General features: G+C 50.9%; 22 protein-coding genes and 6 pseudogenes. 14 read left to right on the forward strand and 14 right to left on the reverse strand.

The genetic code is table 11. The features are described from left to right. Positions 1-125: 125 nt before the first annotated feature. The gene (locus CMR03_RS20130; RefSeq protein ID WP_063879285.1) at positions 126-1,193 is read left to right on the forward strand and encodes a LacI family DNA-binding transcriptional regulator; all 1,068 of its coding nucleotides are present in this window, start codon (positions 126-128) and stop codon (positions 1,191-1,193) included. A gap of 29 nt (positions 1,194-1,222) precedes the next feature. Here CMR03_RS20130 and CMR03_RS25680 read toward each other — a convergent pair. From CMR03_RS25680 to CMR03_RS20145, 4 genes and pseudogenes are all read right to left on the reverse strand, one after another. Beyond that, positions 1,223-1,521, reverse strand: a pseudogene (locus CMR03_RS25680) (transposase); the annotation flags it as partial. Between the two features lie 563 nt (positions 1,522-2,084). After that, entirely contained in the window at positions 2,085-2,300 is a 216-nt protein-coding gene (locus CMR03_RS25685; RefSeq protein WP_244181405.1) for a hypothetical protein, read from the reverse strand. 278 nt (positions 2,301-2,578) lie between these two features. Further along, positions 2,579-3,034: a hypothetical protein gene (locus tag CMR03_RS20140; RefSeq protein WP_063879286.1), complete on the reverse strand. Its 456-nt coding sequence runs from the start codon at positions 3,032-3,034 to the stop codon at positions 2,579-2,581. Positions 3,035-3,504: 470 nt separating this feature from the next. Beyond that, positions 3,505-3,729 (reverse strand): hypothetical protein, encoded by a 225-nt coding sequence (locus CMR03_RS20145; RefSeq protein WP_371559308.1) that lies wholly within the window; start codon positions 3,727-3,729, stop codon positions 3,505-3,507. A 165-nt stretch (positions 3,730-3,894) separates the two neighbouring features. Between CMR03_RS20145 and CMR03_RS20150 the strand changes: the two are divergent. From CMR03_RS20150 to CMR03_RS26000, 7 genes and pseudogenes are all read left to right on the forward strand, one after another. Further along, positions 3,895-4,110, forward strand: a pseudogene (locus CMR03_RS20150) (transposase); the annotation flags it as partial. A gap of 320 nt (positions 4,111-4,430) precedes the next feature. Then, positions 4,431-5,171 (forward strand): SDR family oxidoreductase, encoded by a 741-nt coding sequence (locus tag CMR03_RS20155; RefSeq protein ID WP_096012472.1) that lies wholly within the window; start codon positions 4,431-4,433, stop codon positions 5,169-5,171. Between the two features lie 59 nt (positions 5,172-5,230). Beyond that, positions 5,231-5,482 (forward strand): annotated as a pseudogene (locus CMR03_RS20160) (alcohol dehydrogenase catalytic domain-containing protein); the annotation flags it as partial. Positions 5,483-6,064: 582 nt separating this feature from the next. Beyond that, a pseudogene (locus CMR03_RS25690) lies at positions 6,065-6,487 on the forward strand (antirestriction protein). Positions 6,488-6,530: 43 nt separating this feature from the next. Continuing rightward, positions 6,531-6,917, forward strand: coding sequence for a DUF1380 family protein (locus CMR03_RS20175; RefSeq protein ID WP_063879289.1), 387 nt, complete (start codon positions 6,531-6,533; stop codon positions 6,915-6,917). 8 nt (positions 6,918-6,925) lie between these two features. Next, on the forward strand, positions 6,926-7,114 hold the full coding sequence (locus CMR03_RS25695) for a hypothetical protein (protein WP_096012473.1): 189 nt from the start codon (positions 6,926-6,928) through the stop codon (positions 7,112-7,114). A gap of 951 nt (positions 7,115-8,065) precedes the next feature. Next, positions 8,066-8,272: a relaxosome protein TraM gene (locus CMR03_RS26000; protein WP_436971931.1), complete on the forward strand. Its 207-nt coding sequence runs from the start codon at positions 8,066-8,068 to the stop codon at positions 8,270-8,272. Between the two features lie 264 nt (positions 8,273-8,536). Here the strand turns inward: CMR03_RS26000 and CMR03_RS25940 are convergent, their stop codons facing one another. Both CMR03_RS25940 and CMR03_RS20200 read right to left on the reverse strand, forming a co-directional pair. Then, positions 8,537-8,821, reverse strand: coding sequence for an ATP-binding protein (locus CMR03_RS25940; protein ID WP_096012474.1), 285 nt, complete (start codon positions 8,819-8,821; stop codon positions 8,537-8,539). Positions 8,822-8,848: 27 nt separating this feature from the next. After that, positions 8,849-9,865 carry a LacI family DNA-binding transcriptional regulator gene (locus CMR03_RS20200; protein WP_063879290.1) on the reverse strand — a complete coding sequence of 339 codons (1,017 nt, stop codon included), beginning with the start codon at positions 9,863-9,865 and terminating at the stop codon, positions 8,849-8,851. A gap of 158 nt (positions 9,866-10,023) precedes the next feature. On the opposite strand from CMR03_RS20200, the gene CMR03_RS20205 reads away from it, so the two are divergent. Continuing rightward, positions 10,024-10,773, forward strand: coding sequence for an SDR family oxidoreductase (locus CMR03_RS20205; protein WP_063879291.1), 750 nt, complete (start codon positions 10,024-10,026; stop codon positions 10,771-10,773). Between the two features lie 48 nt (positions 10,774-10,821). Beyond that, positions 10,822-12,432, forward strand: coding sequence for an FGGY-family carbohydrate kinase (locus CMR03_RS20210; protein WP_063879292.1), 1,611 nt, complete (start codon positions 10,822-10,824; stop codon positions 12,430-12,432). A gap of 130 nt (positions 12,433-12,562) precedes the next feature. On the opposite strand, the pseudogene CMR03_RS20215 reads toward CMR03_RS20210, so the two are convergent. The 4 genes and pseudogenes from CMR03_RS20215 to pth all read right to left on the reverse strand — a co-directional run bounded on the left by CMR03_RS20215 (position 12,563) and on the right by pth (position 16,808). Further along, positions 12,563-13,695, reverse strand: a pseudogene (locus CMR03_RS20215) (IS3 family transposase). A gap of 63 nt (positions 13,696-13,758) precedes the next feature. Continuing rightward, positions 13,759-14,808, reverse strand: a pseudogene (locus CMR03_RS20220) (tyrosine-type recombinase/integrase); the annotation flags it as partial. A gap of 213 nt (positions 14,809-15,021) precedes the next feature. Continuing rightward, on the reverse strand, positions 15,022-16,113 hold the full coding sequence (ychF, locus tag CMR03_RS20225; RefSeq protein WP_063879316.1) for a redox-regulated ATPase YchF: 1,092 nt from the start codon (positions 16,111-16,113) through the stop codon (positions 15,022-15,024). 107 nt (positions 16,114-16,220) lie between these two features. Then, on the reverse strand, positions 16,221-16,808 hold the full coding sequence (pth, locus tag CMR03_RS20230) for an aminoacyl-tRNA hydrolase (protein ID WP_014606001.1): 588 nt from the start codon (positions 16,806-16,808) through the stop codon (positions 16,221-16,223). Between the two features lie 260 nt (positions 16,809-17,068). Here pth and ychH point away from each other — a divergent pair, with 260 nt between their 5' ends. Next, complete coding sequence (gene ychH / locus CMR03_RS20235) at positions 17,069-17,347, forward strand: stress-induced protein YchH (protein WP_063879317.1); 279 nt, start codon at positions 17,069-17,071, stop codon at positions 17,345-17,347. Here ychH and CMR03_RS20240 read toward each other — a convergent pair. The 4 genes from CMR03_RS20240 to lolB form a co-directional block, all read right to left on the reverse strand. Beyond that, positions 17,339-18,493: a GGDEF domain-containing protein gene (locus CMR03_RS20240; protein ID WP_096012475.1), complete on the reverse strand. Its 1,155-nt coding sequence runs from the start codon at positions 18,491-18,493 to the stop codon at positions 17,339-17,341. The genes ychH and CMR03_RS20240 overlap by 9 nt on opposite strands. A 219-nt stretch (positions 18,494-18,712) precedes the next feature. Beyond that, complete coding sequence (prs, locus tag CMR03_RS20245; protein WP_006118899.1) at positions 18,713-19,660, reverse strand: ribose-phosphate diphosphokinase; 948 nt, start codon at positions 19,658-19,660, stop codon at positions 18,713-18,715. 136 nt (positions 19,661-19,796) lie between these two features. Next, positions 19,797-20,654 carry a 4-(cytidine 5'-diphospho)-2-C-methyl-D-erythritol kinase gene (gene ispE, locus CMR03_RS20250; protein WP_063879319.1) on the reverse strand — a complete coding sequence of 286 codons (858 nt, stop codon included), beginning with the start codon at positions 20,652-20,654 and terminating at the stop codon, positions 19,797-19,799. Further along, a complete protein-coding gene (gene lolB, locus CMR03_RS20255) occupies positions 20,651-21,274 on the reverse strand; it encodes a lipoprotein insertase outer membrane protein LolB (RefSeq protein ID WP_063879320.1) in 624 nt (207 codons plus the stop codon). The genes ispE and lolB overlap by 4 nt, the downstream gene beginning before the upstream one ends. Before the next feature lie 216 nt (positions 21,275-21,490). On the opposite strand from lolB, the gene hemA reads away from it, so the two are divergent. From hemA to prmC, 3 genes are read left to right on the forward strand one after another with little or no spacing between them, the layout of a single operon-like run. Next, positions 21,491-22,747, forward strand: coding sequence for a glutamyl-tRNA reductase (gene hemA / locus CMR03_RS20260; protein ID WP_063879321.1), 1,257 nt, complete (start codon positions 21,491-21,493; stop codon positions 22,745-22,747). Between the two features lie 42 nt (positions 22,748-22,789). After that, positions 22,790-23,872 carry a peptide chain release factor 1 gene (gene prfA / locus CMR03_RS20265; RefSeq protein ID WP_096012476.1) on the forward strand — a complete coding sequence of 361 codons (1,083 nt, stop codon included), beginning with the start codon at positions 22,790-22,792 and terminating at the stop codon, positions 23,870-23,872. Beyond that, complete coding sequence (gene prmC / locus CMR03_RS20270) at positions 23,872-24,714, forward strand: peptide chain release factor N(5)-glutamine methyltransferase (RefSeq protein ID WP_096012477.1); 843 nt, start codon at positions 23,872-23,874, stop codon at positions 24,712-24,714. The genes prfA and prmC overlap by 1 nt, the downstream gene beginning before the upstream one ends. The last annotated feature ends 8 nt before the right edge of the window (positions 24,715-24,722 follow it).

The raw sequence follows: 24,722 nt of genomic DNA on the forward strand, positions 1-24,722 counted from the left end.
ACTGTTTTTGTGAGAATGTTCGCAGAGCGAGGCGGATGTTTGTGAACGGAATGTAAAATCACCGTATTATCAATCCACTATAGCTGCAAAAAATTGCAAAAAATGATTGGGATGGGGATCACATTATGGCTGGCAAGCTCAGAATGGACGAAATTTCAGCAGAAACGGGCTATTCCGTCAGTACGGTTTCGCGCGTGCTGAGCGGTAAATCCTACACCAGTGATAAAGCACGTGAGGCTATCGTCAGTTGTGCGCGTCGTCTTGGCGTATTGCATGAAATGGTAAGCAGCCGCCTGTTGATCAACAGCCTTATTGTGTTTGCCCCAGCGCGCACCTTTACCCCGCGTGGCGATCATTTTTATCTCGAAGTGACGCGCGGCATCGCAGAAGCCTGTGCAACGCACGACGTTCATATCAGCTACTATCCGCTTGAGGAACAGCGTGCCGATGTGAAGCTGTTTCTTGAAAAGGCGGGTGCAAAAAGTAACGACGCTATCATTATCATCGGGACTGACGACCAGGCGATTTTCAATCTGGCAGCGACACTCAATAAGCCCTGCGTGTTAATTAATTCCCGAGACAAAGACATGAAGCTGGATGCGGTTTCACCCGATCACCATGCGATTGGTTTTGGGGCTATGCAGCATCTGTTTGAACAGGGCCATCGTCGCGTGCTGACCGTGACCTGTCTGAGCCGTGAGACGCTGTTTCTGCGCCTGGAAGGCATTAAAGATGCTTACCGCCATTTTCATATTCCGTTTAGTCCGCAGAAAGACCTGATTGTGATCGAAGCCTATTCCTCTGGTGAGACCGAGGACGCGCTTAATCGCTGGCTGGATAGTCATCCACGTGAAGCGTGGCCAGATGTTATCTTGCCGGTAGGTAAAGGCATTATCACCGGGGTACAAAATGTGTTGCGTGCCCGATCGTTGCGTATTCCCGAGGATATGTCGTTGATGACTACCGATCTGGCGAGCCGGTTAGCCGGGCCGCCAGACACATCCATCACTGGCTTTGCCGTGCCCTGTCGTGAACTGGGCTACGAGGCGATTCAGCTACTGCAGAACCGCCTGAATCGTCCCCAGGCACCGGTTTATAATCTGCTGTTGCAGGGAATCCTTATGGATGGAGGGACGGTCGCCAGAGCCACCCGTCATGCGGCGCGGGATGAGATTCGTGATGAAGAGGGTTGAAAGGGGATAAACACCATTAATTGTGCGGTCAGGTAACCGACGTGCTCACGCTGTATCATTGTTTTTAACGTTTTTTTCGATGAGTTTTTTAACGCTCAATCTTCCAGACTCAGGTCGGCAAACATCTCTTTGAAGCGGCGTTTTTTTCCTCAAGAGCTTTCATCTTTTCGATATCAGAGGCTTTCATATAGCCAAACTTCGCTTTTCAGTTGTAATACGAATACTCAGTTATTTCCGCTTCGCGGCAGACATCCTTAACGGTACGTCCGGTTTCGACGGACTTCAGAACGGCAATGATCTGGTGTTCGGTGAGTCGGGCTTTACGTATGGCAATCAATTCCGAGTACATAACAGTATGTCGGAAGCACTCTGAAATAGAATGGATCGGTTTACAGGGGGAAGGTCAAGGCACAAGCACAAAACAAACCTACAAGCGGCAAGTCTAAGACACCGATATCCACTCAGATTCGCCTAAAAGTTACTATTAATTATTTTTATGCCCAGCACCCAAAAGAGTAACATATCATGCGTTTAGCATTTTTCACTTTTAGCAAGAGCCTGCTGCTTTAGTAGGACTCTGGCAGCTATGAGCGAGGATAAAAGATAATAATTGCGATGGCCCCAAAGTAATCACATCAGTATGTATGTATGTATGTATGTATGTATGTATGTATGTATGTATGTATGTATGTATGTATGTTGAATTTAACCAAAAACATGCATAGCTTCCAACTGCTTTTTTTTCATTCCATTACAAGAGGATAAAAAATTATCTTTAAAATCTGGTGGGGGAGAGTGTAGTCGCTGTACTGCATCTTTATTTCCTTCTAACTCCCGTAACTGTGCAATTGTGCTTCTACGAATCGATGAGAGAAAAAAATCCCCAGCATTTTATTTATGGCTCTTTAAATAATTAGTTAGTATTTTAGACGATGCTTGAATTGCTTTTTCCTCAGAAAAACCCAAAGTAAAGTGAGAATTAATGACATTGTATTGGTATAGGCATACTGCTTCAGCCATTTGTTTAGCTTGCTCATTTGGGGAGGGCTGACTAGCCCACGATTGGGAAGTAATGAGTAATATAAGCAGTAACAATCGTTTTTTCATGTGTAGAATCCATAATATTTGTAATGCAATATTTAAACCTTTAAAACGTAGCTTTGACAACAACCACTAAAGTGCTTCCCTTAAATCAACTGAGACTGTCGATCTCCACGTTCGCTCTTGGCTCGTAACGGACATGAACACAGTGCAATTTAAGCTGATAGCAACCAGCTGGGTAACTTTTAAAGGGAGTTTCTGCGTTTCCATTCATTCACCACATCACCTAAATTTTGGGGGATATCACTTCTAATTTGCCTGGGAAAATGTTGTGGTGAAAAGTTTCAAACGCTACAAAGCTCATTAGCACGTAATTTCCATTCGTCAACCTGAGTGGGGTGGTCAAAAGAGTAATAAACGCAAGCATCCTCAGGCAGAATATTACGCAGTGCCTGCATGCAGTTGGCCTCACAGGGCCGCAATTCAATATAGGCAGCCGTGATTGGTATTACATCATCGGTGGAATAGCGCTCGATGCGGTTTATCGCGGCAACGAGAGCCGCCATTTCGCCATGCAGCCTGACCCAATTATGGGTATAGATTCCTGGTGGCATGCTTATCTGCATCCGACTGTTTCCGAACGCATAACGAATATTACCCCGTAGCCTGTACTGGACTACTGCACAGCAGGACTCAGGACCGAAACCAGGCTGTTTCACCAAATTCTTTTTGTCCTCCAGCGTGCGCCTGACAATCGGATACCCGGAACTGAGGGAGTATTCAGTTTTTATAAGTTGCATCAGAGTTTCCTTTACTTGAACATTCTTAATCAATCATATGGGGTTCCGGCGCAAACTTCCATAAGAACAGGGCACTTAGGGGCTGGAAAAATTAAGGTCCGCTTAATACGCTTCAGGGAATTTAATATTCATATTAGAGCCTTGCGTTTTCCTTACGGCTTCACCAGGCATATAACTGCCGTTCCGCAACTGTACGGACTCTCGTTCATATCTGTGGTTCAGTCTGTCAAGCCAGTGCTTTATGGTCTGGGTCAGTGAGTATTCAGTTCGTAAGGGAAAACCTAATGATGATTCACCGATATGAGCAGGGGAATCTCAGCAGCCATCATGTCTCTGTCTGACGATCTATGTTTATCCGTTAAATGGTATTTGCGGCCTAAATATTCTTACCGGCGCAGGCCAGTCCGGTTCAATCGTAAGATTCGGTTTGAGCTGTGAGTTCAATGGGGGCGGTGCAACGCGATCCTTAATCAAAGGGGGACGTTGTGTAAACTTTTATCCAACATATCAGCCCATTCCTGCATCATCACTTTACGTTCATCAATATAGGCCGCATGGTTGTAAGTGCGGCGGACATTGTTGGTGTCAGCATGTGCAAGTTGGGCCTCGATAGCATCTGATCGATAGCCCATCACGTTTAAACGAGTACTGCCTCTGGTTCTGGTAGCATGTGGGCTAAATACCACTCCAGCCAATGCTTTTAAGTAGCTGACGCAGGGAGTGCGATGTCATTGGACCTTGGTGCTGCCATGCCCGGTTAATCCCTGTTGTGTTCTTAGCATTTTACGACTTGAGAGGAAAGGGAGATATGAATCGCAGACACCTCAGAGTCATTTAAGATGACTTAAAGAGAGGTGCCCATGATCGGTAAGCGTTATCCCGAAGAGTTTAAAATTGAAGCAGTCAAACAGGTCGTCGATCGTGGTTATTCTGTTTCCAGCGTTGCAACACGTCTCGATATCATCACCTACAGACTTTACGCCTGGATAAAGAAGTACGTTCCGGACTCATCCACTAATAAAGAACCGTCAGATGCTCAGGCCGGGATCCGCCGTCTCCAGAAAAAGCTGGAGCGGGGTTGTCGCCGGCAACGGTAAGCGGCGGGTCTTTCTCATCCGCCATTATCGGAGCACCTGTGGTGATGCCTCTGATATCAATATTTTCTCTTTCGAAGCAGCCGAGCATTTTCTGAAATACATGAGCAGTTATCGTAACTATTCATGAAAGTCTCTTGTCCGCTCCTCGCTCATATGGGAGATTAGGATGACATCAGTCTGCTTTATGCCACGAGAGGACATTTAAACAGCAATGCCATCGTTGCATAATAAAAAAGATGACGAATAGTTTTTTTACGCAAGGTAAATGCTGATTCCACAGCCAAATAAAGGGAGTAAGCATGGGAAGGTTTCAGGGTAAACGTATATTGATCACGGGTGGGACAAGCGGCATGGGGCTGGCAGGCGCTCAGCGAATTGTCTCTGAAGGTGGGCATGTAGCTATTACGGGGCTTAATGAAGAAAGGCTGGAACGCGCACGCAGTATCCTTCCTGTGGCATCGCTTGTTCTGAAAAGCGATGCTGCAAGCGAAACTGACATAAATGTGCTGCAGGAAGCTATTGATGGCTGGAGTAAACTTGATGGATTATGGCTTAATGCTGGTTTCGCGGAACTAAGCTCTCCGGGATCTGTAACAGCAGATTCATTTAATCGCATGATGAACGCTAATGTGCGCGGCCCAATGCTACAGCTGGCAGCGCTCTCCAAATCACTTAATTCAGGCGCATCCGTTCTGGTGACGTCATCCTCATCTGTATATGAAGGTGCGGCGATGACAAGCCTGTATGCATCGACGAAAGGCGCTGTTATCGCTATGGTCAAAAGCTGGGCTTCTGCTCTGGCTGAACGCGGTATACGCGCCAACACGTTGGTGCCAGGTCCGATTGAAACCAACTTCAGGCACTTTTTGCCAGAAGAGTCGCGTCAGCAGTTTGAAGATTTTGTGGTAAAACAGGTTCCTTTGGGCCGCTCAGGAACAGCAGCAGAGGCCGCTGCAGTTGCCCTTTTTCTCCTGTCCGATGACGCATCTTATGTTACCGGCAGCCAATATGCGGTAGACGGCGGCCTGGTACATTACTGATTGTTATCAGGGTTCATAAAAGCAACTGAAATTGGTCCAGTAACGTTCGCTTTTAGCTTGTTGGAAGTGACGAAGTACTTGTTCAAGTGCACGCCGCCAGCCTTAATCCACTTGAAAGGCGACCAAACCCAACATTCCCGCTCATCCTGGGAACTGATGTATCCGGAGTCGTTGCAGCGGCCGGCAATAACGTCTCTCTGTTCAGCCCAGGCGATGAGGTCTATTCAATGGTGCGCTTTCCGGAGGGGATAATGAATGGCAGCAGTGCCTATGCAGACTATGTGAGTATTCCCTCATCGGAACTGGCGTTAACACATCAGGCCTATCGCAGTGCCTCGCCGGCGCAGAAAATGGCGGCGGTGCTGATTGAGGACATTGATTTACAGCTCATCGACCTTCACCGGCGGGCCGCGCTGATGCGCAGTCACCTGAATTAAGATGTCGAAGTGGTTGTTTTCTGATCACTCCTTTTAATGTCGCTTATGCTGCCGCCGGTGGGCGTTTATCCACAGGGTTAGGTGCCGGATATGCACCCGGGCTGTGGACAACAGAGAACAAGGATGTTGCTGTGCGCCGCTTTATTCCGCCTCTCGCGGGAGAAGGCAGAAAACCCGGTCCGTGCGGTCTGCGGCCGTTGCCGTGCCTTCACTTTAGCCCGACCACTGCGTGATCAAGAGATCGCTTCGCTCGCCTCCTCCCCAGTTCGCACTCCCTCCACGGGGCTTACTCCCGTCGCGCTTCCGCTCAGTCTTCGCGTCATCGCGTGCATAATCACGGCTCCGCTCGATTGCGCTGCGGCCTCGTCGTCGCTCCTGATCACTCCGCTTTTCGTCGGGCTGTCATTCAGGCACGGCACAGGCCGTATCTGTCATCCCCTTAAGCGAGGCGTTTGTATGCAGGAAATGAATCAAGCCCGTTTCGTCGACGGGGACGCACGAATGCGCTTTTTACCCATGCTGTTTTCCAGCGACTTTTTGCGCTCAGAACTCAACGTTTATCACTAGGCAGAACGCTTTCTGGAAGGTTACAACGGCGGTTTCTGGGAGTTTGTGCAGTTACCCAATGGCGGAGGATTCATGCAGTCGCCTGGCGATGAGTACCGTTTCCGTAACCCTGAAAACTGGACGGATATGATCGTTTCAGCGGAGGTGGCGGGCATCATTCTGACTGCACTGGTGCTTAATCACCGTAGCTGGATGCACAGCCACCATGATCAGGAAGAACTCTGCGCCCACTTTTGTGAACGTTACGAGCAACTGATGGCGTATGCAGATACGCACACCGAGGGCGGCGCGCTGTTCCGCGCACTGGACTGATTGATCAGGGGCGGTGAGACCGTCCCTTACAGGAGAAAAAAACATGCATGGCAACGTAAATGAAGTCTGCGCCTGGCTGCTGGAAAACTATATCCCTGGGTGCACCCTGACCGTTCTGGTGTGGACAATCGAAGATGTGGAAGTCTGCAGCGAAGAAATGGGCATTACCGAACAAGAGTCTGTCGAGGTGCTCAGACGCATCTCACTGGATGAAAACTACATTGAGCACGGTATCAACGGACAGACCGTATGGGAGCATCTCAGTAATATTCGGGCGATGATGCATCAGGTACGCGAAGTCAGCTTTGATGCACGAAGCCTTCAGACGCTGGCCGAAGCAGCAGGGCGTTTAGTCCAGACCGGAGGAGAAGACGACCCCAGTACGATTTTGCAGGCTGTTGCTCAGGCGAGAATGGCACTGAACAGATAAGAAGAAAAATGAAACTGTCACCGCAGAACCGCAGCATCCTTTGCCAGTACAAAGCCCTGATAAACGAGCGCAGCCGTTTCTGTGGTCAGAGAGAACTCAGGACGGAAGAGATCATAGATGAAATCTGCCATTACATGACCTGTCAGTGTGCCGTATATATTAGCGGCCACTTTATTTTGCAGAGCGGCAAAGGTTAATCAGTAACGTTCAGGCGGTTGCGGCCCGCCTGTCAGCCTGCCAAAACCTGCGCCTTCGGCGGCGGAACGGCAGGGCGCGCGCCTGACGGCGCGATCACCGCACCGCCTCTGATAACGGTATTCTTCCGTGGTGCTTTTACCGCCATTCATTCCAGTTTTTTTGTCGTGGTGCGTGACCGGAATAGCCGGTTATGCGGGCGTGCTGTCGGCTGTCATGCTCCGCACAGAGCCGTCTCGCCGTCTCTGCCCGGGCCCGTTCCGGGGCAGCGGGTTTCCATCCTGACGCAACACCTTTCGCTTGCAGCAGCCGTCCTGGCTGCGCCGCGCAGTCGCGCCGTTTGCGGCGCTCCACGCACCCCGCCAGTACACACGGCGGGATGTAAGGGGCAACGCCGTTTCCGGGGCGCCTGTGTTTACACTGATCGGCCAGTAAACGTTCCCGCGTAATATTGAATATTTTTGACGAATTGAAGTTAGAACTGTTAATTTTCATATTGCATACATCTGTGCTGTTTCGTGCGGTTTTGCTGTTTGTTGCGTTATTACGCATGCGTGATTATTGAATTGAGCGAGTCATCAGCAAACGTGGATAAATACCGCAATCATGCCCGGCTTTCGTGAAGCGTATTTCTGGCTCAGCATGTACGGTGAATGTCGCAAAAAACACGGAGGCGGGTAACCATTTCATATTTATCAATTTTCATGTGTTTGCGTAAAATACGACGTGCTGTGTCTGTGCATAAAAATACCTTCTCAGGCATCCCGTGCAAGATAAGTTGTTACAGACGCGCACTATGCGCTTTGAGCATGTTGCCAGTACCTGTATGAGGTTATTTAAATTCCACTTAAGACACATATTCAACAAGCCACTTTTAGAGTTTCTCTTTCATCACACCTCGCGCAAGATTTTATTTTGCATTTTTATTTATTTAAAACATTGGAGTACAGGAACTGGTCGAAATGGAAGTTCAGAACGAGGCGACACACTGTGAGATAAATTTCTCGTCAATGGTCAATGAGCTTCTCGGATTCGGTCTGATGGTAAAGAACCATCAGGGTGAGAGCAGTAAGTTTGACACTGAGGGGTTTAACCGTGACCTCATACGTAAAGTTTCAGGAACAAGGGAAGGAATAAGTATTTTAATGGCAATGGTCTAAGAAATCTACCTGAATATGCGCGGAGAAAAAAACGAAGAGGCGCTGGAGACAATTCTGGACAGAAATCTGTCAGAGGTTAATGATGCAAAAGACAAGGCGTCAACTAAACATTTCCTGCAAGAAGAGTGAATTAAAATTATCTTCACCGCCTATATCAGACGGTGTAATTTTCAGTAATCAGGTAAACCTTTTACAGGAAGGATGACTAAACATGTTGATCCTTTTTCAATAACTGATCTTATCCTGATATTGCCATGTAACGATTTAATATAGCTTTATGATGGTCAGGCCCAGTTCCAATCCCTGCAGTGTATCTTCCTTTACTCCCTGATTAAAAGGCCAGAAAAGTAAATCTAATTTCTTTATATCAAAACCCTGACTTGTATCGCTAACACGTATGAATAGAGTGTTGTTTAATAATTTTATATTTAAGTTAATAACGCCTTTGTTTATTTTTTTATTCGCATTATCAATGAGGTTGTGCACGATAGATATGAGATTTACTTCTCGGAAATTATTTGACTTTCGCCATTGGTAACTCTTACCAATAACTTATTCCTATTTCCTTCGTTAAAATCACCCTTTCACCAATAGTGGGGGGATTTCAATCGTTCCTGAAGATACTTCTCCGGTATCAATGATTTTAAAAACAGCATCCAGCATTGCCGGTACATCCTGACGAATCATAGAAATATTATGCCCAAGCAGTGATACAAACGGATCCCAGTCAAAACAGCCCAATGGCGGTTGTTTTTTGTTAATCAGTCCACGCTGCGCCAGCCAACCTACCACGCCTTCGAGAGAGATAGTTGAATTAATAAAGATACCCGGCAGGTGAATTTCACTATTATCAAAAGCATCTTCCAGGGTCAGGGCAATGTTGCCGAGAGAATAGCCTCTTACCAGCAGGTTTTCTTCCGGCACGCAGAGTCCATGGGCTGCATGAGCATCAATAAACCCCCTGAGACGCTCAGCAGTATTATGATCTGTTTTACGCCCCCCAATAAAGTACAGGGGTGATGTTGTACCGTAACGGGCAGTACTCTGAGCCAGAATGGTTTCAGTTAATTTTTTTGCGCCAGTATAATTATCAGAGATAATCGACGGAGCCAGTGTCCCGGGTAAGTCGAGATTAATTACAGGCACTCCTGCCTGCTGACAAAGCCCGGTGATTTTGTCCGGAAAGGTCGCCCCGGTAGCCACAATCCAGTCCACCTGCCACGAAAGCATAACCCGGGCTGCTTCCAGCTCCAGTTCTGGATCCCTGCGAGTACAGGTAATAATCGGCAGCATATTGCGCTCTCGTGCCATTTCTTCAAAGCGCTCGGCTATCGAACCAAAGTAGCGGTTATCGTACCTGGGAACCAGCATACCAATAACGTTGGATTTTTGGCTACGAAGCAGGCTTGCCTGCCGATTCAGCGCATAGCCCTGCTCTTCGGCAATTTTTTTTACCCTGTCCGCCAGTGATTTACTGATCCGCCGTTTTTCCCAGCTCCCGTTCAAAATTGCGCTCACGGCACTAGCCGATACGCCGGTAAGTTTCGCCAGATCATAGATAGTCGTTTTCTTGATTTTTTCTGTTCGTGTCACAAATCCAACCCCATTTTTTTGAAGACTCTTGCCCACTTTTTTTTAAAGTGATACCACAGCTTCATCGGTTGAGCGAGTAAAAAACAGTACGCCCCCGGTTTTTGCACCCTTAATGGGCGTACAGAAACCTGATTTTTGACATATAAAAGGATTATAAAATGACCTCATCAAATTCATCCATTACTACTTCCCTTGAAGGTAAGGTGGCTGCCATTACCGGTGCAGCTTCCGGCATCGGTCTGGCCTGTGCAAAAACATTGCTGGCCGCAGGTGCAAAAGTTGTTCTCATCGATCGCGACGGCGAAAAGCTGAGCAAGCTGGTTACTGAACTGGGCGACAACGCATTTGCCCTGCAGGTTGATTTAATGAAACCGGAGCAGATTGACAATATGCTTTCCGACATTATTAACCTGACTGGGCGTCTGGATATTTTCCATGCCAATGCAGGGGCCTATGTTGGCGGACCCGTAGCGGAAGGCGATCCTGATGTCTGGGATCGGGTGCTCTGTCTGAACATTAATGCTGCTTTCCGTTGCGTCCGCGCAGTCCTGCCTGAAATGATCAAACAAAAATCTGGTGACATCATCTTTACCAGTTCTATTGCCGGCGTTGTTCCTGTTATCTGGGAACCTATTTATGCCGCATCTAAATTTGCCGTGCAGGCGTTTGTGCACACCACGCGTCGTCAGGTTGCACAGTACGGCGTTCGTGTCGGGGCGGTGCTGCCGGGTCCTGTGGTAACGGCTCTGCTTGATGACTGGCCGAAAGCCAAAATGGACGAAGCACTAGCTAATGGCAGCCTGATGCAACCAACTGAAGTTGCAGAATCCGTATTGTTTATGGTGACACGCTCTAAAGGAGTCACCGTACGCGATTTAGTCATTCTGCCAAACAGTGTCGACCTCTGAGCCAGGCATAGCCGGCAAACAGCAACAATTTTTTCAGGTGAAGAAAGTATGAATAACGAGAATAAAGCGGTTATTGGCATCGATGTCGGTTCAGGTAGCGTTCGTGCAGGCATCTTCGATTTGGAGGGCAGGCTACTGACGCATGCTGTTCAGAAAATTAATGTCTTTCGCCGTTCAGGCAACCGCGTGGAGCAGTCCAGCACAGAAATCTGGCAGGCGATTTGCCATTGCGTCAGACAATCCCTTGAAACGACCGGAATACGCGCTGAAAACGTGGCAGGACTGGGTTTTGATGCGACCTGCTCTCTGGTTGTGGTCGGTGAAAATGGCCGCCCACTCGCCACCAGTGCTGACGGTAATGCCGATCAAAATGTCATCGTATGGATGGATCACCGGGCGACCCGGCAGGCAGAAAGAATCAATGCCACCCAACATTCTGTACTGAAATATGTGGGGGGGAAAATTTCACCGGAGATGGAAACACCCAAAATTCTCTGGCTGAAAGAAAATCGCCGCGAGGTTTACGATAACGCCTGGCAATTTTTCGACCTGGCAGACTATCTGACCTGGCGCGCTACAGGCGATCTGACGCGCTCCATTTGTACCGTCACCTGCAAATGGACATGGCTTGCCCATGAAAACCGATGGGACCCTGACTACTTCCGTACGATTGGACTGGGCGATTTGGCTGATGAAGATTTCAGACGTATCGGCCAAAAAATGTCCGCGCCAGGTATGCCTTGTGGTGATGGTCTGACTGAAGACGCGGCCCGTGAAATGGGACTGTTGGTCGGTACTCCGGTTGCCATTGGCATGATTGATGCGCATGCGGGAGGGATCGGTACGGTCGGCGTTGCTGGCGGGGCATTAAGCAATCTGGCCTATGTCTTCGGTACCTCTTCCTGCACCATGACCAGCACCCGGGAGGCGGTTGCCGTACCAGGCGTGTGGGGGCCTTACTACTCTGCAATGGTTCCCGGTTACTGGCTGAATGAAGGTGGTCAAAGCTCTGCGGGGGCAGCAATAGATCAACTAGTGGCGATGCACCCTATAGGGGCTAAAGCAACGGAAATGGCCGCGAAAGCAGGCATATCATTACCGGTATTTCTCGCCAATCTGGCGCAGGAGAAATCTGTGACGACTTCTGCTGCCGTTGAGCTGGCTGAAGGCATTTATGTTGTGCCTGAATTTCTGGGAAATCGCGCGCCGTTCGCCGACCCACATGCCCGCGCCATCATTGCCGGACTGGGGATGGAACGCGATCTGGATAGTCTGGTTGCGCTTTATGTCGCCGGCCTTTGTGGTATCGGCTATGGCCTGCGCCAGATCGTCGATACACAAGAAGCACAGGGCATAAAAACGGACAGCATCGTCATTAGCGGCGGGGCTGGACGTCATCCACTGGTGCGTCAGATTCTGGCAGATGCATGCGAATTACCGGTCATCTCAACCACGTGCAGCGAACCCGTTCTGCTTGGTTCTGCCATTCTGGGGGCCGTGGCAGCAAATATTGCACCATCCGTCGTAAGTGCGATGAAACAATTTACTCATAAAGATCAGTCTTATTTGGTAAGCGAAACGTACCGCGCAACCCATCAGCGTCGCTATGAAAAGTACCAGCGCTTACAGCAAACGGCCAGAATGCTTCAGACGTCATAATCAGTAATGACATCCTTATAACATCAGGGGCCGGAATAAACGGGACCCCTGCACCCTACAAACAGAGGTTATTATGTCCTAAAGTAATAAACAGTGGATGGGGTTACAAAATTGAATCGCCACGGATAATCTAGACACTTTCGAGTCGTTGGTAATACTGGTTTTCATATTCTGCCGGCGACATCTGATCGCCAGAACCATGCCGACGCTTACTGTTATAAAACATTTCGTAGTATTCAAAAATATCGCTGCGGGCTTCTTCCCGCGTTCCGTAGATCTTTTTCTTTATCCGTTCACGCTTCAGCAACTGGAAAAAGCTTTCTGCAACCGCATTATCATGGCAATTACCGCGATGGCTCATGCTGCTTTCCAGGCCGTGTGATTTCAGGAACGATTGTGTACTGACTGCCCTGACCCGAGCGAACCAGCACCTGTTTTTGGGGATTACGCCGCCATACAGCCATCAGCAATGCGTTCAGGACAATGTCCTTTGTCATCCGGGGTTGCATTGACCAGCCGATAATTTTGCGTGAGAACAGATCAACAACCACGGCAAGATACAGCCAGCCTTCGTGAGTCCTGATATAGGTTATGTCCGTTACGCAACGCTCATCCGGAGTACCCGGATTGAACTGTCGCTGGAGCCTGTTGGGCGACACGATACTGGCCTCGCTTTTACGTGCCTGCGGGCTTCGGTATCCGACCTGAGCTTTTATCCCGGCAGGTTTCATAAGTCGCCAGACTTTGTTGACTCCGCAATGTTGCCCGCTGTCCCGCAGATCCAGGTGGATCTTGCGATAAACACAGACGCATCCCGATTCCAGCCAGAACTGTTTGATCTGTCCCGTCAGTCTCAGGTCTACCTGATAGCGTTGTGAATGCAGTTGCTGAAGCCAGGCGTAAAAGCCACTTGGATGAACATCCAGCAACCGACAGAGCAGGCGAACAGGCCAGCTACCGGTGTTGTCACGGATAAAGACGTACCTCAGTCGGACAGCTTTGCGAAGTACGTCGTGGTTTTTTTAATATGTCCCGTTCGTCGGTAACCTGCTTCAGTTCTTTCTGGAGACGGCGGATCCCGGCCTGAGCATCTGACGGTTCTTTATTAGTGGATGAGTCCGGAACATACTTCTTTATCCAGGCGTAAAGGCTGTGAGTGGTGATATCGAGACGTGTTGCAACGCTGGAAACAGAATGACCACGATCGACAACCTGTTTGACTGCTTCAATTTTAAACTCTTCGGGATAACGCTTACCACTCATGGGCACCTCTCTTTAAGCCATCTTAAATGACTCTGAGGTGTCTGTTAAACCTGTGGCGATTTATTGTGCCTCAATAGCATCAGGTCGATAACCCATTTCGTTCAAACGGGTACTGCCTGTGGTTCGTGTTGCATGTGGGCTATACGTTCCGCTCCAGCCGAGGTTTTTCAGTAGCTGGCGCAGTGAGTGCGGTGTCATCGGGCCACGCGGGTTATCTCGCCCCGGGAAGATATGCTGTTGATGCCCGGTTAATCCCTGTAGTGTTCTGAGCATGTTGACCGCTTGTGAGAGAAGGGGAATAACATGTTCTCTGCGAGCTTTCATGCGCGCAGCCGGAATGGTCCACAGTGCATTACCAAGATCGAATTCTGCCCATTCAACCTCGGTGGCTTCGGCTGGTCGCGCCAGCGTCCACCACATCAGCCACATGCAATAGTTAACCTGATACGAGCCACGGCTGTTATCAAAACAGCTTAATAGCTTCCCGATTTGCTGAGGATTTAGTGCCTGTTTGTGCTGTGTCTTATTAGCCGGAAGGGCCTTGCGCACAGGCCAGACAGGATCACTATCAGCTCTAAGTGTCGCTACTGCCAACTCGAAAACCGATGAAATGGTTCTACGTGCTTCAGCGGCAACAGTCGGAGCGCCGCGCTTAGCCGTTTCCTGAAGAATTTTAAGAATGTGATGCGGGGTGATTTCCCTGATAGGAAGTTTGCCGATGGCGGGGAAAACTACACGCTCAAGCATATCAAGGCGGCGAGTTTTGGTGATTTCAGCCCAGTCTTTCATCTGCAACCACTCTTTGGCGACTAGCTCAAAGGTGTTGGATGCGTCATTGACCTTGCGGATCTTATCTAACTGGCGAGCCTGAGTAGGGCTAACTCCATTCGCGACTTGTTTACGCGCTTGCTCGCATTTCTCGCGAGCTTCGGCAAGTTTAACCGTCGGGTACTCACCCAGCGCAAACATGCTGGATTTACCGTTAAGTTTAAACCGATAGCGCCACGCCTTTTTGCCATTAGGTTTAACTTCAAGGTATAAGCCATTGAAATCGTTGAGACGATAGAGCTTTTCTTTCGCTTTTGCTGTGCGGCATTGAGTATCAGTGAGCATAACGATTCCTTGTATATTTATTATACCGTTATTGTACTCACTAAAAATAAAGATGGAAGTTTGATGTACTCACCTGCGTACTCATTTTTGACTGCGCTTCTACGAAATCATTTGAGACGCTATGAAACGAAAATCCACGCAAGTGCGTGGATTTAATCATTTTTTGTGAAACTCATGAGATTCAATGAAGCCTCATGAGACAACACATTTTATTTAGACGTTAAACAAAAAGTTCATCACGTCGCCATCTTTAACAATGTACTCTTTCCCTTCTGAGCGCATTTTTCCAGCTTCTTTCGCACCTTGCTCGCCCTTATAGGCAATAAAGTCTTCAAACGCGATAGTCTGCGCGCGAATAAAGCCTTTCTCAAAGTCGGTATGGATTTTACCGGCCGCCTGCGGCGCGGTGGCACCGACAGGGATGGTCCATGCCCGAACTTCTTTCACGCCAGCGGTGAAATAGGTTTGCAGGTTCAGCAGGGAATAACCGGCGCGAATCACGCGGTTCAGACCTGGCTCTTCAATGCCCAGCTCGGCCATAAACTCATCGCGATCTTCATCTTCCAGCTCGGCGATGTCGGACTCCACGGCGGCACAAACCGGCACGACCACCGAGCCTTCTTTCTCGGCGATTTCGCGCACTTTATCCAGGTACGGGTTGTTCTCAAAACCGTCTTCGTTGACGTTGGCGATATACATGGTCGGCTTCAGCGTCAGGAAGCTCAGGTAGCGCAGGGCGGCTTTGTCTTCTTCCGTCAGATCCAGCGCACGCAGCATACCGGCGTTTTCTAAATGCGGCAGGCATTTTTCCAGGGCGGCCTGCTCAGCCTTGGCGTCTTTGTCGCCACCTTTGGCTTTTTTCTGTACGCGCTGTAAAGCACGTTCACAGGTATCCAGATCTGCCAGCGCCAGCTCGGTATTGATGGTCTCAATATCATCCGCCGGATCGACCTTATTATTTACGTGAATAATATTGTCGTTCTCAAAGCAGCGCACCACGTGACCAATCGCTTCGGTCTCACGGATGTTGGTCAGGAACTGGTTGCCCAGGCCTTCACCTTTGGATGCGCCTTTCACCAGACCGGCAATATCAACGAATTCCATGGTGGTCGGTACGACACGCTGCGGCTTAACGATCTCAGACAGCTGATCCAGACGCAGGTCTGGCATAGGGACGACGCCAGTGTTGGGTTCAATTGTGCAGAAGGGGAAGTTAGCCGCTTCAATACCCGCTTTCGTCAGCGCGTTGAAAAGAGTGGATTTACCGACATTTGGCAGGCCCACGATACCGCATTTGAATCCCATGGTTTAGTACCCTTTATAGCTGGATGGGCAGAGCCATTAGGCAGGCTCCACCGGAAACGTAAGATAATTTTCGCGCATTATACACAGATTCGCGACAATCTGGGCGATTAGACAGGCTTAAAGGCATGCAGGCGGTTCATCGCCTTGATGCGATCTTCTTTTAGCCACAGTTCGGTGCAGCGCGCGGCCTCATCAATGGCATCATCAATCAGTTTTTGCTCGCTGGCCGGGGGCTTGCCCAACACAAAACCGGTCACTTTATTTCGATCGCCAGGATGGCCGATGCCAATGCGCAGGCGATGAAAGTTATTGTTGTTGCCGAGCTTGCTGATGATGTCTTTCAGGCCGTTGTGACCGCCATGACCGCCGCCTTGTTTGAATTTCGCAATGCCCGGTGGCAGATCGAGTTCATCATGGGCCACTAAAATTTCCTCGGGTGCAATGCGATAGAAGGTCGCCATGGCCGCCACGGCTTTGCCACTCAGGTTCATAAAGGTGGTCGGCACCAGCAAGCGCACGTCTTCACCGGCTAAAGCCAGTCGTGCGGTGTAGCCATAAAATTTGGCTTCTTCTTTTAACGACTGATTATGACGCTCAGCCAGCAAATCCAGATACCAGGCACCCGCGTTATGGCGCGTGGCGGCATATTCAGCGCCGGGATTCGCCAGGCCCACAATCAGTTTTATGCTGCTCACAAGGAATATCCTGCTGTTATAACCAAAGGGCGATAGTTTACTGTGCCGGGACGTGGATCACAAAGACTGTGCCAGAGAATTTATTAGTGTCAGTGATTAATTATTTTTCATCTAAATCAATAAGCTGGAATAACGTGTTGGTCACAAATCATCTGGTATTTATGTGATTAAGTTCACAAATTAGCCTGACGGCATTGCCTACACTATCAGCAGTTTAACATTGTGTGCGCTCATCCGACCGCACACACAGGAGGTGAAAGATGAAACGTCATCACTCACGCATGGCAGGTAATGCCCTGATGGTCATAGGTTTAATGACCATGATTCTCGGCGTCGGTTTTTCGATTGTTAACCAACTGCCGTCGCTTAATCTGCCGCAGATACTGGCTCAAAGTGCAATGTTCGGCATTTTCTTTGGCGCACTACTGTGGCTGGTGGGTGCCTGTATCAGCGGTCGTGAAAAAGTCGAAGATCGCTATTACTGGGTCCGTCATTACGGCGATAAACGCTGCCGCCGAACCCATCATTCGTCACATTAGATTTTCTGACATAACCCGATAAGGTTCTGTTCGGTTTCTGCCTTTGGCTTTGGCGCGGTAAAGTGCTTTATCCGCCAGAGCCATCAGCTCGCCAAAATCAATATAACGCTCATCGGCGGTGGCAAAACCAATACTGACCGAATAGTCGATCTGACCAGGACGCGAAAGCTGAACGGTATGGCGCACCGCTTCGCACCAGTCTCTGGCCGGCTCAAAAGGTAAGGGCAGCAGCGCGGCAAACTCCTCACCGCCCAGTCGGGCAAAGTGACCCTCCTGTGGCAACATCCCTGAAACCCTGTGACAAAAATCAATTAATACCTGATCCCCTTGCTGATGCCCGTAGCGATCATTAATCCCTTTGAAATGATCAAGATCGAATAAGACGACCGTTAGTGCCTTATTTTGTTTCAGGCACTGCCGGGTCATATTATCCGCGCCGGAAAACAGCGCACGACGATTCCAGATATTGGTCAGCGGATCGTGAAGTGAGGCATTTTTTAATGCATTACGCGTGCGTTCATTCACCATCGCCAGAATGGTTACGGTGAAGCCAATCACAAAGAGCATCGATTCGATAATCACATAGACCGAAAAATCAGAACCGCTGATCGCCCCCTGTAATCCAATGGGACGGGCGTTATCCAGAAATAAGCGGGCGACATGAAAAATCAGATGTGTCCAGAGCAATAATTGTGCAGGCCAGAAGGTAGCATCCATATCGCGGCGTGCCAGCCAGAGTAAGTAAATGAATGTAGCGGTGTAAGCGATACAGAGCAGACAGAGCACCAGAACACGCAGGGATAAGCTGTCATAGAAGGCCGGGATCAGGCAGAGCAGTGACCACAAGGCCGCCCCAGCCAGGCCAGCCATCCCCGGTGATTTACCGCAAAATGTCCGAAAGGCGCTGAGTAATCCGCCGTAAGCCAGCATGACCAGCACATTGCTCACGGCCACCGGCAAGAAATGGTATCCCTGACTGCGCAGGCTACTGAGGAAAAAGGCGATCAGCGTCAGCACGATGGCGGCACAGACATAGCCCAGAATACGGTCATAGTGTGAACCGACCCAGGCAAAGAGCATAATCAGACTCATAAACCCCAGTACGTAGAGTTCGCAAATAAATAACGTAAAGACGTCGAGGTTCATAGTGGACGGAGATCGCAATAAAAAGTGCGGGCAAATTACCACTCAACGTAAAAAGGCAAAAGGCCAGATAACATAATTTTAGCGAAAGAGTTTTTCGTAGTGAGCGTGACAATAACAGAGGTGACTCATAACGAAAATTTCTGTAAATCAAGCAGCTTTGTCGGAGGGGAACGGCGAGGGAAAAAGAAAAGGCCGGGCATGATACCCGGCCTGCGAAGATTAATGTTCGAACATTGCCGAAATGGACTCTTCGTTACTGATGCGGCGAATGGCTTCGGCCAGCATACCTGACAGGGTCAGGGTACGTACGTTTGGCAGCGACTTCATCTCTTCAGATAACGGAATGGTGTCACACACGATAACCTGATCGATCACAGATTTACGCAGGTTTTCCACCGCATTGCCAGAGAAGATAGGATGCGTAGCGTAAGCGAAGACGCGCTTGGCACCGCGCTCTTTTAACGCTTCCGCGGCTTTGCACAGTGTGCCGCCGGTGTCGATCATGTCGTCGACCAGCACACAGTCACGGCCAGCAACGTCACCAATGATATGCATCACCTGAGAAACGTTCGCCCGTGGGCGACGCTTATCAATAATCGCCATATCGGTGTCGTTGAGCAGTTTGGCAATGGCGCGGGCGCGCACCACGCCGCCAATGTCCGGAGACACAACAATCGGGTTTTCCAGACCGATCTGTAACATATCTTCCAGCAGAATCGGGCTGCCGAATACGTTATCAACCGGGACGTCGAAGAAGCCCTGGATTTGCTCCGCGTGCAGGTCAACCGTCAGAACACGGTCAACGCCAACGCTGGAAAGGAAGTCAGCCACCACTTTGGCCGTGATAGGTACACGGGCAGAACGCACGCGGCGGTCCTGACGGGCATAGCCAAAGTAGGGGATAACAGCGGTAATACGACCAGCTGAAGCACGACGCAGCGCGTCGACCATCACGACCAGTTCCATCAAATTATCATTGGTGGGAGCACAGGTGGACTGGATGATGAAAATATCACCACCGCGTACATTTTCATTAATCTGTACGCTTACTTCGCCATCACTGAAACGACCAACGGCGGCGTCTCCCAGGCTGGTGTAAAGGCGGTTGGCAATACGTTGTGCTAGTTCCGGGGTGGCGTTACCAGCAAAAAGCTTCATATCAGGCACGAGAAGAACCTCAGGCTTTGCGTCCAGAGAATGAACGTCATGACAGTAACCGGCGAATACTGTCGTGAACGTTCACACGGGTATGTGAGTGCGAAACGTGCTGTGTCTGGAACGGGGTGACACAGTCACGCTATCGCTAATCGCCTTGCAGAGTGCGCTGTAACGGCGAGACGTTAAGGCCTCGGGCTACAAAACCGCGCACCCATGGTGGGGCAAGCTCCAGCACCTGGCGAGCAGCATGCTCGGTGTCGAATTCAGCAAACACACAAGCACCTGTACCCGTCAGGCGCGACGGCGCGTATTCTAGCAGCCATGAAACAAGCTCATCAACCTCACGAAAACGTTTTCTTACTACTGATTCGCAATCATTGATGAACGGAGCCTGTAAAAGTGCCGATAAAGTGCGCACGGGCGTGTCACGGGTGAGCGCCGGGTCATTAAAGACCAGCGGTGTTGCCACGCTAACGCCTGGATGTGCAACAAGATACCATTTTTCCGCAGGCAATGCTGGAGAAAGCACCTCACCGACGCCTTCGGCAAAGGCGGCATAGCCTTTCACAAAAACCGGCACGTCGGCACCCAGTTTCACGCCCATTTGCGCCAGCGCCTCGGGTGAAAAACCCGTTTGCCACAGGTGGTTCAGCGCCACCAGTACGGTAGCGGCGTTGGATGAGCCGCCGCCGAGTCCGCCGCCCATGGGGAGACGCTTTTCAATGGCAATGCGCGCACCGGCCCGGGCAGGCAGGCTGCCGTTTTCGCGCGCCGCCGCCTTGAGCATTTCGGCCGCACGCACAATCAAATTCTGCGCATCCGGCACGCCTGGCACCGGCGTCAGCAACCTGATGTCGTCGCTCTGGTCGGGCGTGATGTCCAGGCTGTCGCCATAATCCAGAAACTGAAACAGGGTTTGCAGATTATGGTAACCATCTGGCCGACGCCCGGTGATGTACAAAAAAAGATTCAGTTTTGCCGGAGCAGGCCAGGTGGTGATCATTTCAGCGTCCAGTTATCCATGCGTAATTTAATACGTTGATCGCCTTCTTTTAATTCCAGGCTGGCGGGCAGCGGTGGGTTGACCTTGTTGTCATAGTCAGCAATGGTCACCTGCCAGTTCTGGCCGTCATGCTTATAGTTCAGACTGCGCAACTGATACTGCTCGTTGAGCTGATAATCGGTCGCATCGCCCGGCAGGCCCATCATCCACTGGCGCAGGTTGGTCAGCGGGATATCCATACCGGTCAGCTGCGAGATCATCTTCTGCGCATCGTTGCTGACATAACGTTTGCCTTTATTGTCCACAATCTGCACCACCGAACCCTGAGCATCCAGCTGAAGCTCGGTGCTGCCTAATGGGTTCGTTAACAGCAGGCGATAGCGATCGGCTGCGGTCTGCTGCCAGTTAAAGCGGGCATAAACTTTCTGTTTATCCGACAGATAGGCGAACGCGCCGCGCGTCTGATACTGCGTGACGTGGCTGACGGCTTGCTGATGCTGTTGCCACTGTGGCGCGGTGACGCTTGGGCCAGGGCCTTGTGGTTTATTGATGCTACAGGCAGCCAGCAGAACGCTGGCAAGGGGTAAAAGGCGCAACAGGTTGCGTGTAGAAGTCAGCATCAAGTGGTCATCTCCTCGGACACATTTTTAATTGATAACAGGTAACGCTAACCATCCGCGTTTTAACCGTCAATGCTGTTATACGGCAAAAACGCTATGATCGGCTTAATCTTATTACAGTCATAGCCTTTGTATGGCTTTTCTTGATCTGCTGCATCTTGTAGAATGCGCTTCACAAAAACCTGACATTTATTGGGACAACCCAACTAAAACGCTATGACGCTGCTCGCACTCGGAATCAATCACAAAACTGCACCCATTGCTCTGCGCGAACGCGTTGCGTTCGGGCCGGAGTCGCTGGAGCAGGCCTTAAACAGCCTGTTATCTCAGCCTATGGTGCAGAGTGGCGTCGTGCTCTCCACCTGTAACCGAACCGAGCTGTACCTGAGTGTAGAGCAACAGGTCGATCTCCAGGAGCGTCTGGTGCGCTGGCTGTGCGAATATCATCAGCTTGATGAAGCGGATGTGCGTAACAGCCTGTACTGGCATCAGGATAATGAGGCGGTGAGCCATCTGATGCGCGTTGCCAGCGGGCTGGACTCCCTGGTGTTAGGTGAGCCTCAGATTCTGGGCCAGGTGAAAAAAGCCTTTGCCGACTCTCAGCGCGGCCATGCGCTCAGCAGCGAGCTGGAACGCATGTTCCAGAAAACGTTCTCCGTTGCCAAACGCGTCCGTACCGAAACCGATATTGGCGCGAACGCCGTGTCCGTAGCCTTTGCCGCCTGTACGCTGGCGCGTCAAATCTTTGAATCGCTGTCCACGGTAAACGTGTTGCTGGTTGGCGCGGGAGAAACCATTGAGCTGGTGGCTCGTCATCTGAGCCAGCATCAGGTGAAAAAGCTGATCATCGCGAACCGTACCCGTGAACGGGCGGAAGTGCTGGCAAATGAAGTGGGCGCCGAAGTGATCAGTCTGGCCGATATCGATTCCCGTCTGGCCGACGCCGATATTGTGATTACCTCTACCTCCAGCCCGTTGCCCATTATTGGTAAAGGGATGATGGAACGTGCGCTGAAAGCGCGCCGTAATCAGCCGATGCTGCTGGTCGATATTGCGGTTCCACGCGACGTGGAGCCGGAAGTGGGCAAGTTAGCCAACGCCTATCTCTACAGCGTCGATGACCTGCAGGCCATCATTGAGCAAAACCTCGCCCAGCGTAAAGCCGCTGCGGTGCAGGCAGAAAGCATCGTCGTGCAGGAATGCAGTGATTTTATGGCATGGCTGCGTTCGCAAGGCGCGGTCAACACCATTCGCGAGTATCGCTCTCAGGCAGAGGATATTCGCGCAGAGCTGGAAGGCCGTGCGCTACAGGCGCTACAGCAGGGTGCCGACCCGCAAAAAGTGATGCAGGAACTGGCCCATAAGCTGACCAATCGTTTAATTCATGCACCAACCAAATCTCTTCAGCAGGCCGCCCGCGACGGCGATAGCGAACGCCTGCAGATTTTACGCGACAGCCTGGGTCTCGATTAGGCACACTGCTGTCGTCATCTGTTACGGGAATCCCACAGTTAAATGAAAACCTCTATTGTTGCTAAACTGGAAGCGCTGCAGGAGCGCCACGAAGAAGTGGAAGCGATGCTGGGCGATGCCGGCGTGATTGCCGATCAGGACCGCTTTCGTGCTTTGTCGCGGGAATATGCTCAGTTGACCGATGTCACTCGCTGTTTCCGCGACTGGCAGCAGAACCAGCAAGATATCGAAACCGCTAAAATGTTGCTCGACGATCCAGAGATGCGCGATATGGCGCAGGAAGAGCTGCTGGAAGCGCGCGAAAAAAGCGAATTGCTGGAGCAACAACTGCAGCTGTTACTGCTGCCGAAAGATCCCGACGATGAGCGCGACTGCTTTGTGGAAGTGCGCGCCGGTACCGGCGGCGATGAAGCAGCCATCTTTGCCGGTGATTTATTCCGCATGTACAGCCGTTACGCCGAAGCACGTCGCTGGCGGGTAGAAATCGTCAGTGCCAATGAGGGCGAACACGGCGGCTACAAAGAAGTGATCGCCCGCGTGATGGGCGACGGTGCCTATGGTCGGCTGAAGTTTGAGTCAGGCGGACACCGTGTTCAGCGTGTACCGGAAACCGAATCCCAGGGCCGTATCCACACCTCCGCCTGTACGGTGGCGGTGATGCCAGAACTGCCGGAAACCGAGCTGCCGGAAATCAATCCGTCGGATTTAAAAATCGACACCTTCCGCTCCTCAGGTGCCGGTGGTCAGCACGTTAACACCACCGACTCCGCGATCCGTATTACCCACCTGCCAACCGGTATCGTGGTGGAGTGCCAGGACGAACGTTCTCAGCATAAAAACAAAGCCAAAGCCTTGTCCGTACTGGGCGCACGTATTCATGCGGCTGAAATGGCAAAACGTCACGAAGTCGAAGCCAGCACGCGCCGTAATCTGCTCGGCAGCGGCGATCGTTCCGACCGTATTCGCACCTACAACTTCCCCCAGGGCCGCGTAACCGACCATCGTATCAACCTGACGATCTACCGTCTGGACGAAATCATGGAAGGCAAGCTGGACAGTCTGATTGAGCCTATCGTGCAGGAATATCAGGCTGACCAACTGGCAGCGTTGGCCGGTCAGGATTAATGGATATCCGTCACTGGCTCAAGCAGGCGGTCGCCACCTTATGCGGGGGCGACAGTCCGAAACGAGACGCCGAGATCCTGCTGGGGTTTGTCACCGGCAAATCCCGCAGCTGGCTGGTGGCCTTTGATGAAACCCTGCTCACGGATGCCCAGTTGCAACAGCTAGAGGTTCTGCTGGCGCGTCGCGCCCGGGGCGAACCCATTGCCCATCTGGTGGGCGAACGGGAGTTCTGGTCGCTGCCGCTAAAGGTGAACGACGCCACGCTGATACCACGGCCCGACACGGAAATACTGGTGGAACAGGCGCTGGCGCATCTGCCCGCGTCACCTTCGCGGGTGCTGGATCTTGGCACCGGAAGCGGGGCGATTGCCCTGGCGATCGCCAGTGAACGTCCGGATTGTGACATTATTGGCATCGATCGCATTCCTGCGGCGGTAGAACTGGCAAAACGCAATGCCGATTATCTGGCCATCCCTAACGCCACTTTTTTACACAGCCACTGGTTTGCGCAGCTCACGCCTGCCCGCTTCGACCTGATCGTCAGTAATCCTCCCTATATCGACGCCAACGATCGTCATCTTAACGAGGGCGATGTGCGCTTCGAACCGCGCAGCGCTTTGGTGGCGGACGAGGCGGGCATGGCGGATTTACGGCTGCTAATTGAACAGGCGGTCAACTGGCTGCAGCCTGGCGGTTGGCTGCTGCTTGAGCACGGCTGGCAACAGGATGAAGCCGTGCGTCAGCTGATGCAACAGCACCATTATCTGTCCGTGGCGACGGCGAAGGATTATGGCGGTCATCCCCGGGTCACGTTTGGGCAGGCAGCCTCCGGTCCGGCTTAAGCGCGCGA

Origin of the sequence: Pantoea allii, assembly GCF_002307475.1 — a bacterium.
Taxonomy (GTDB): domain Bacteria; phylum Pseudomonadota; class Gammaproteobacteria; order Enterobacterales; family Enterobacteriaceae; genus Pantoea; species Pantoea allii.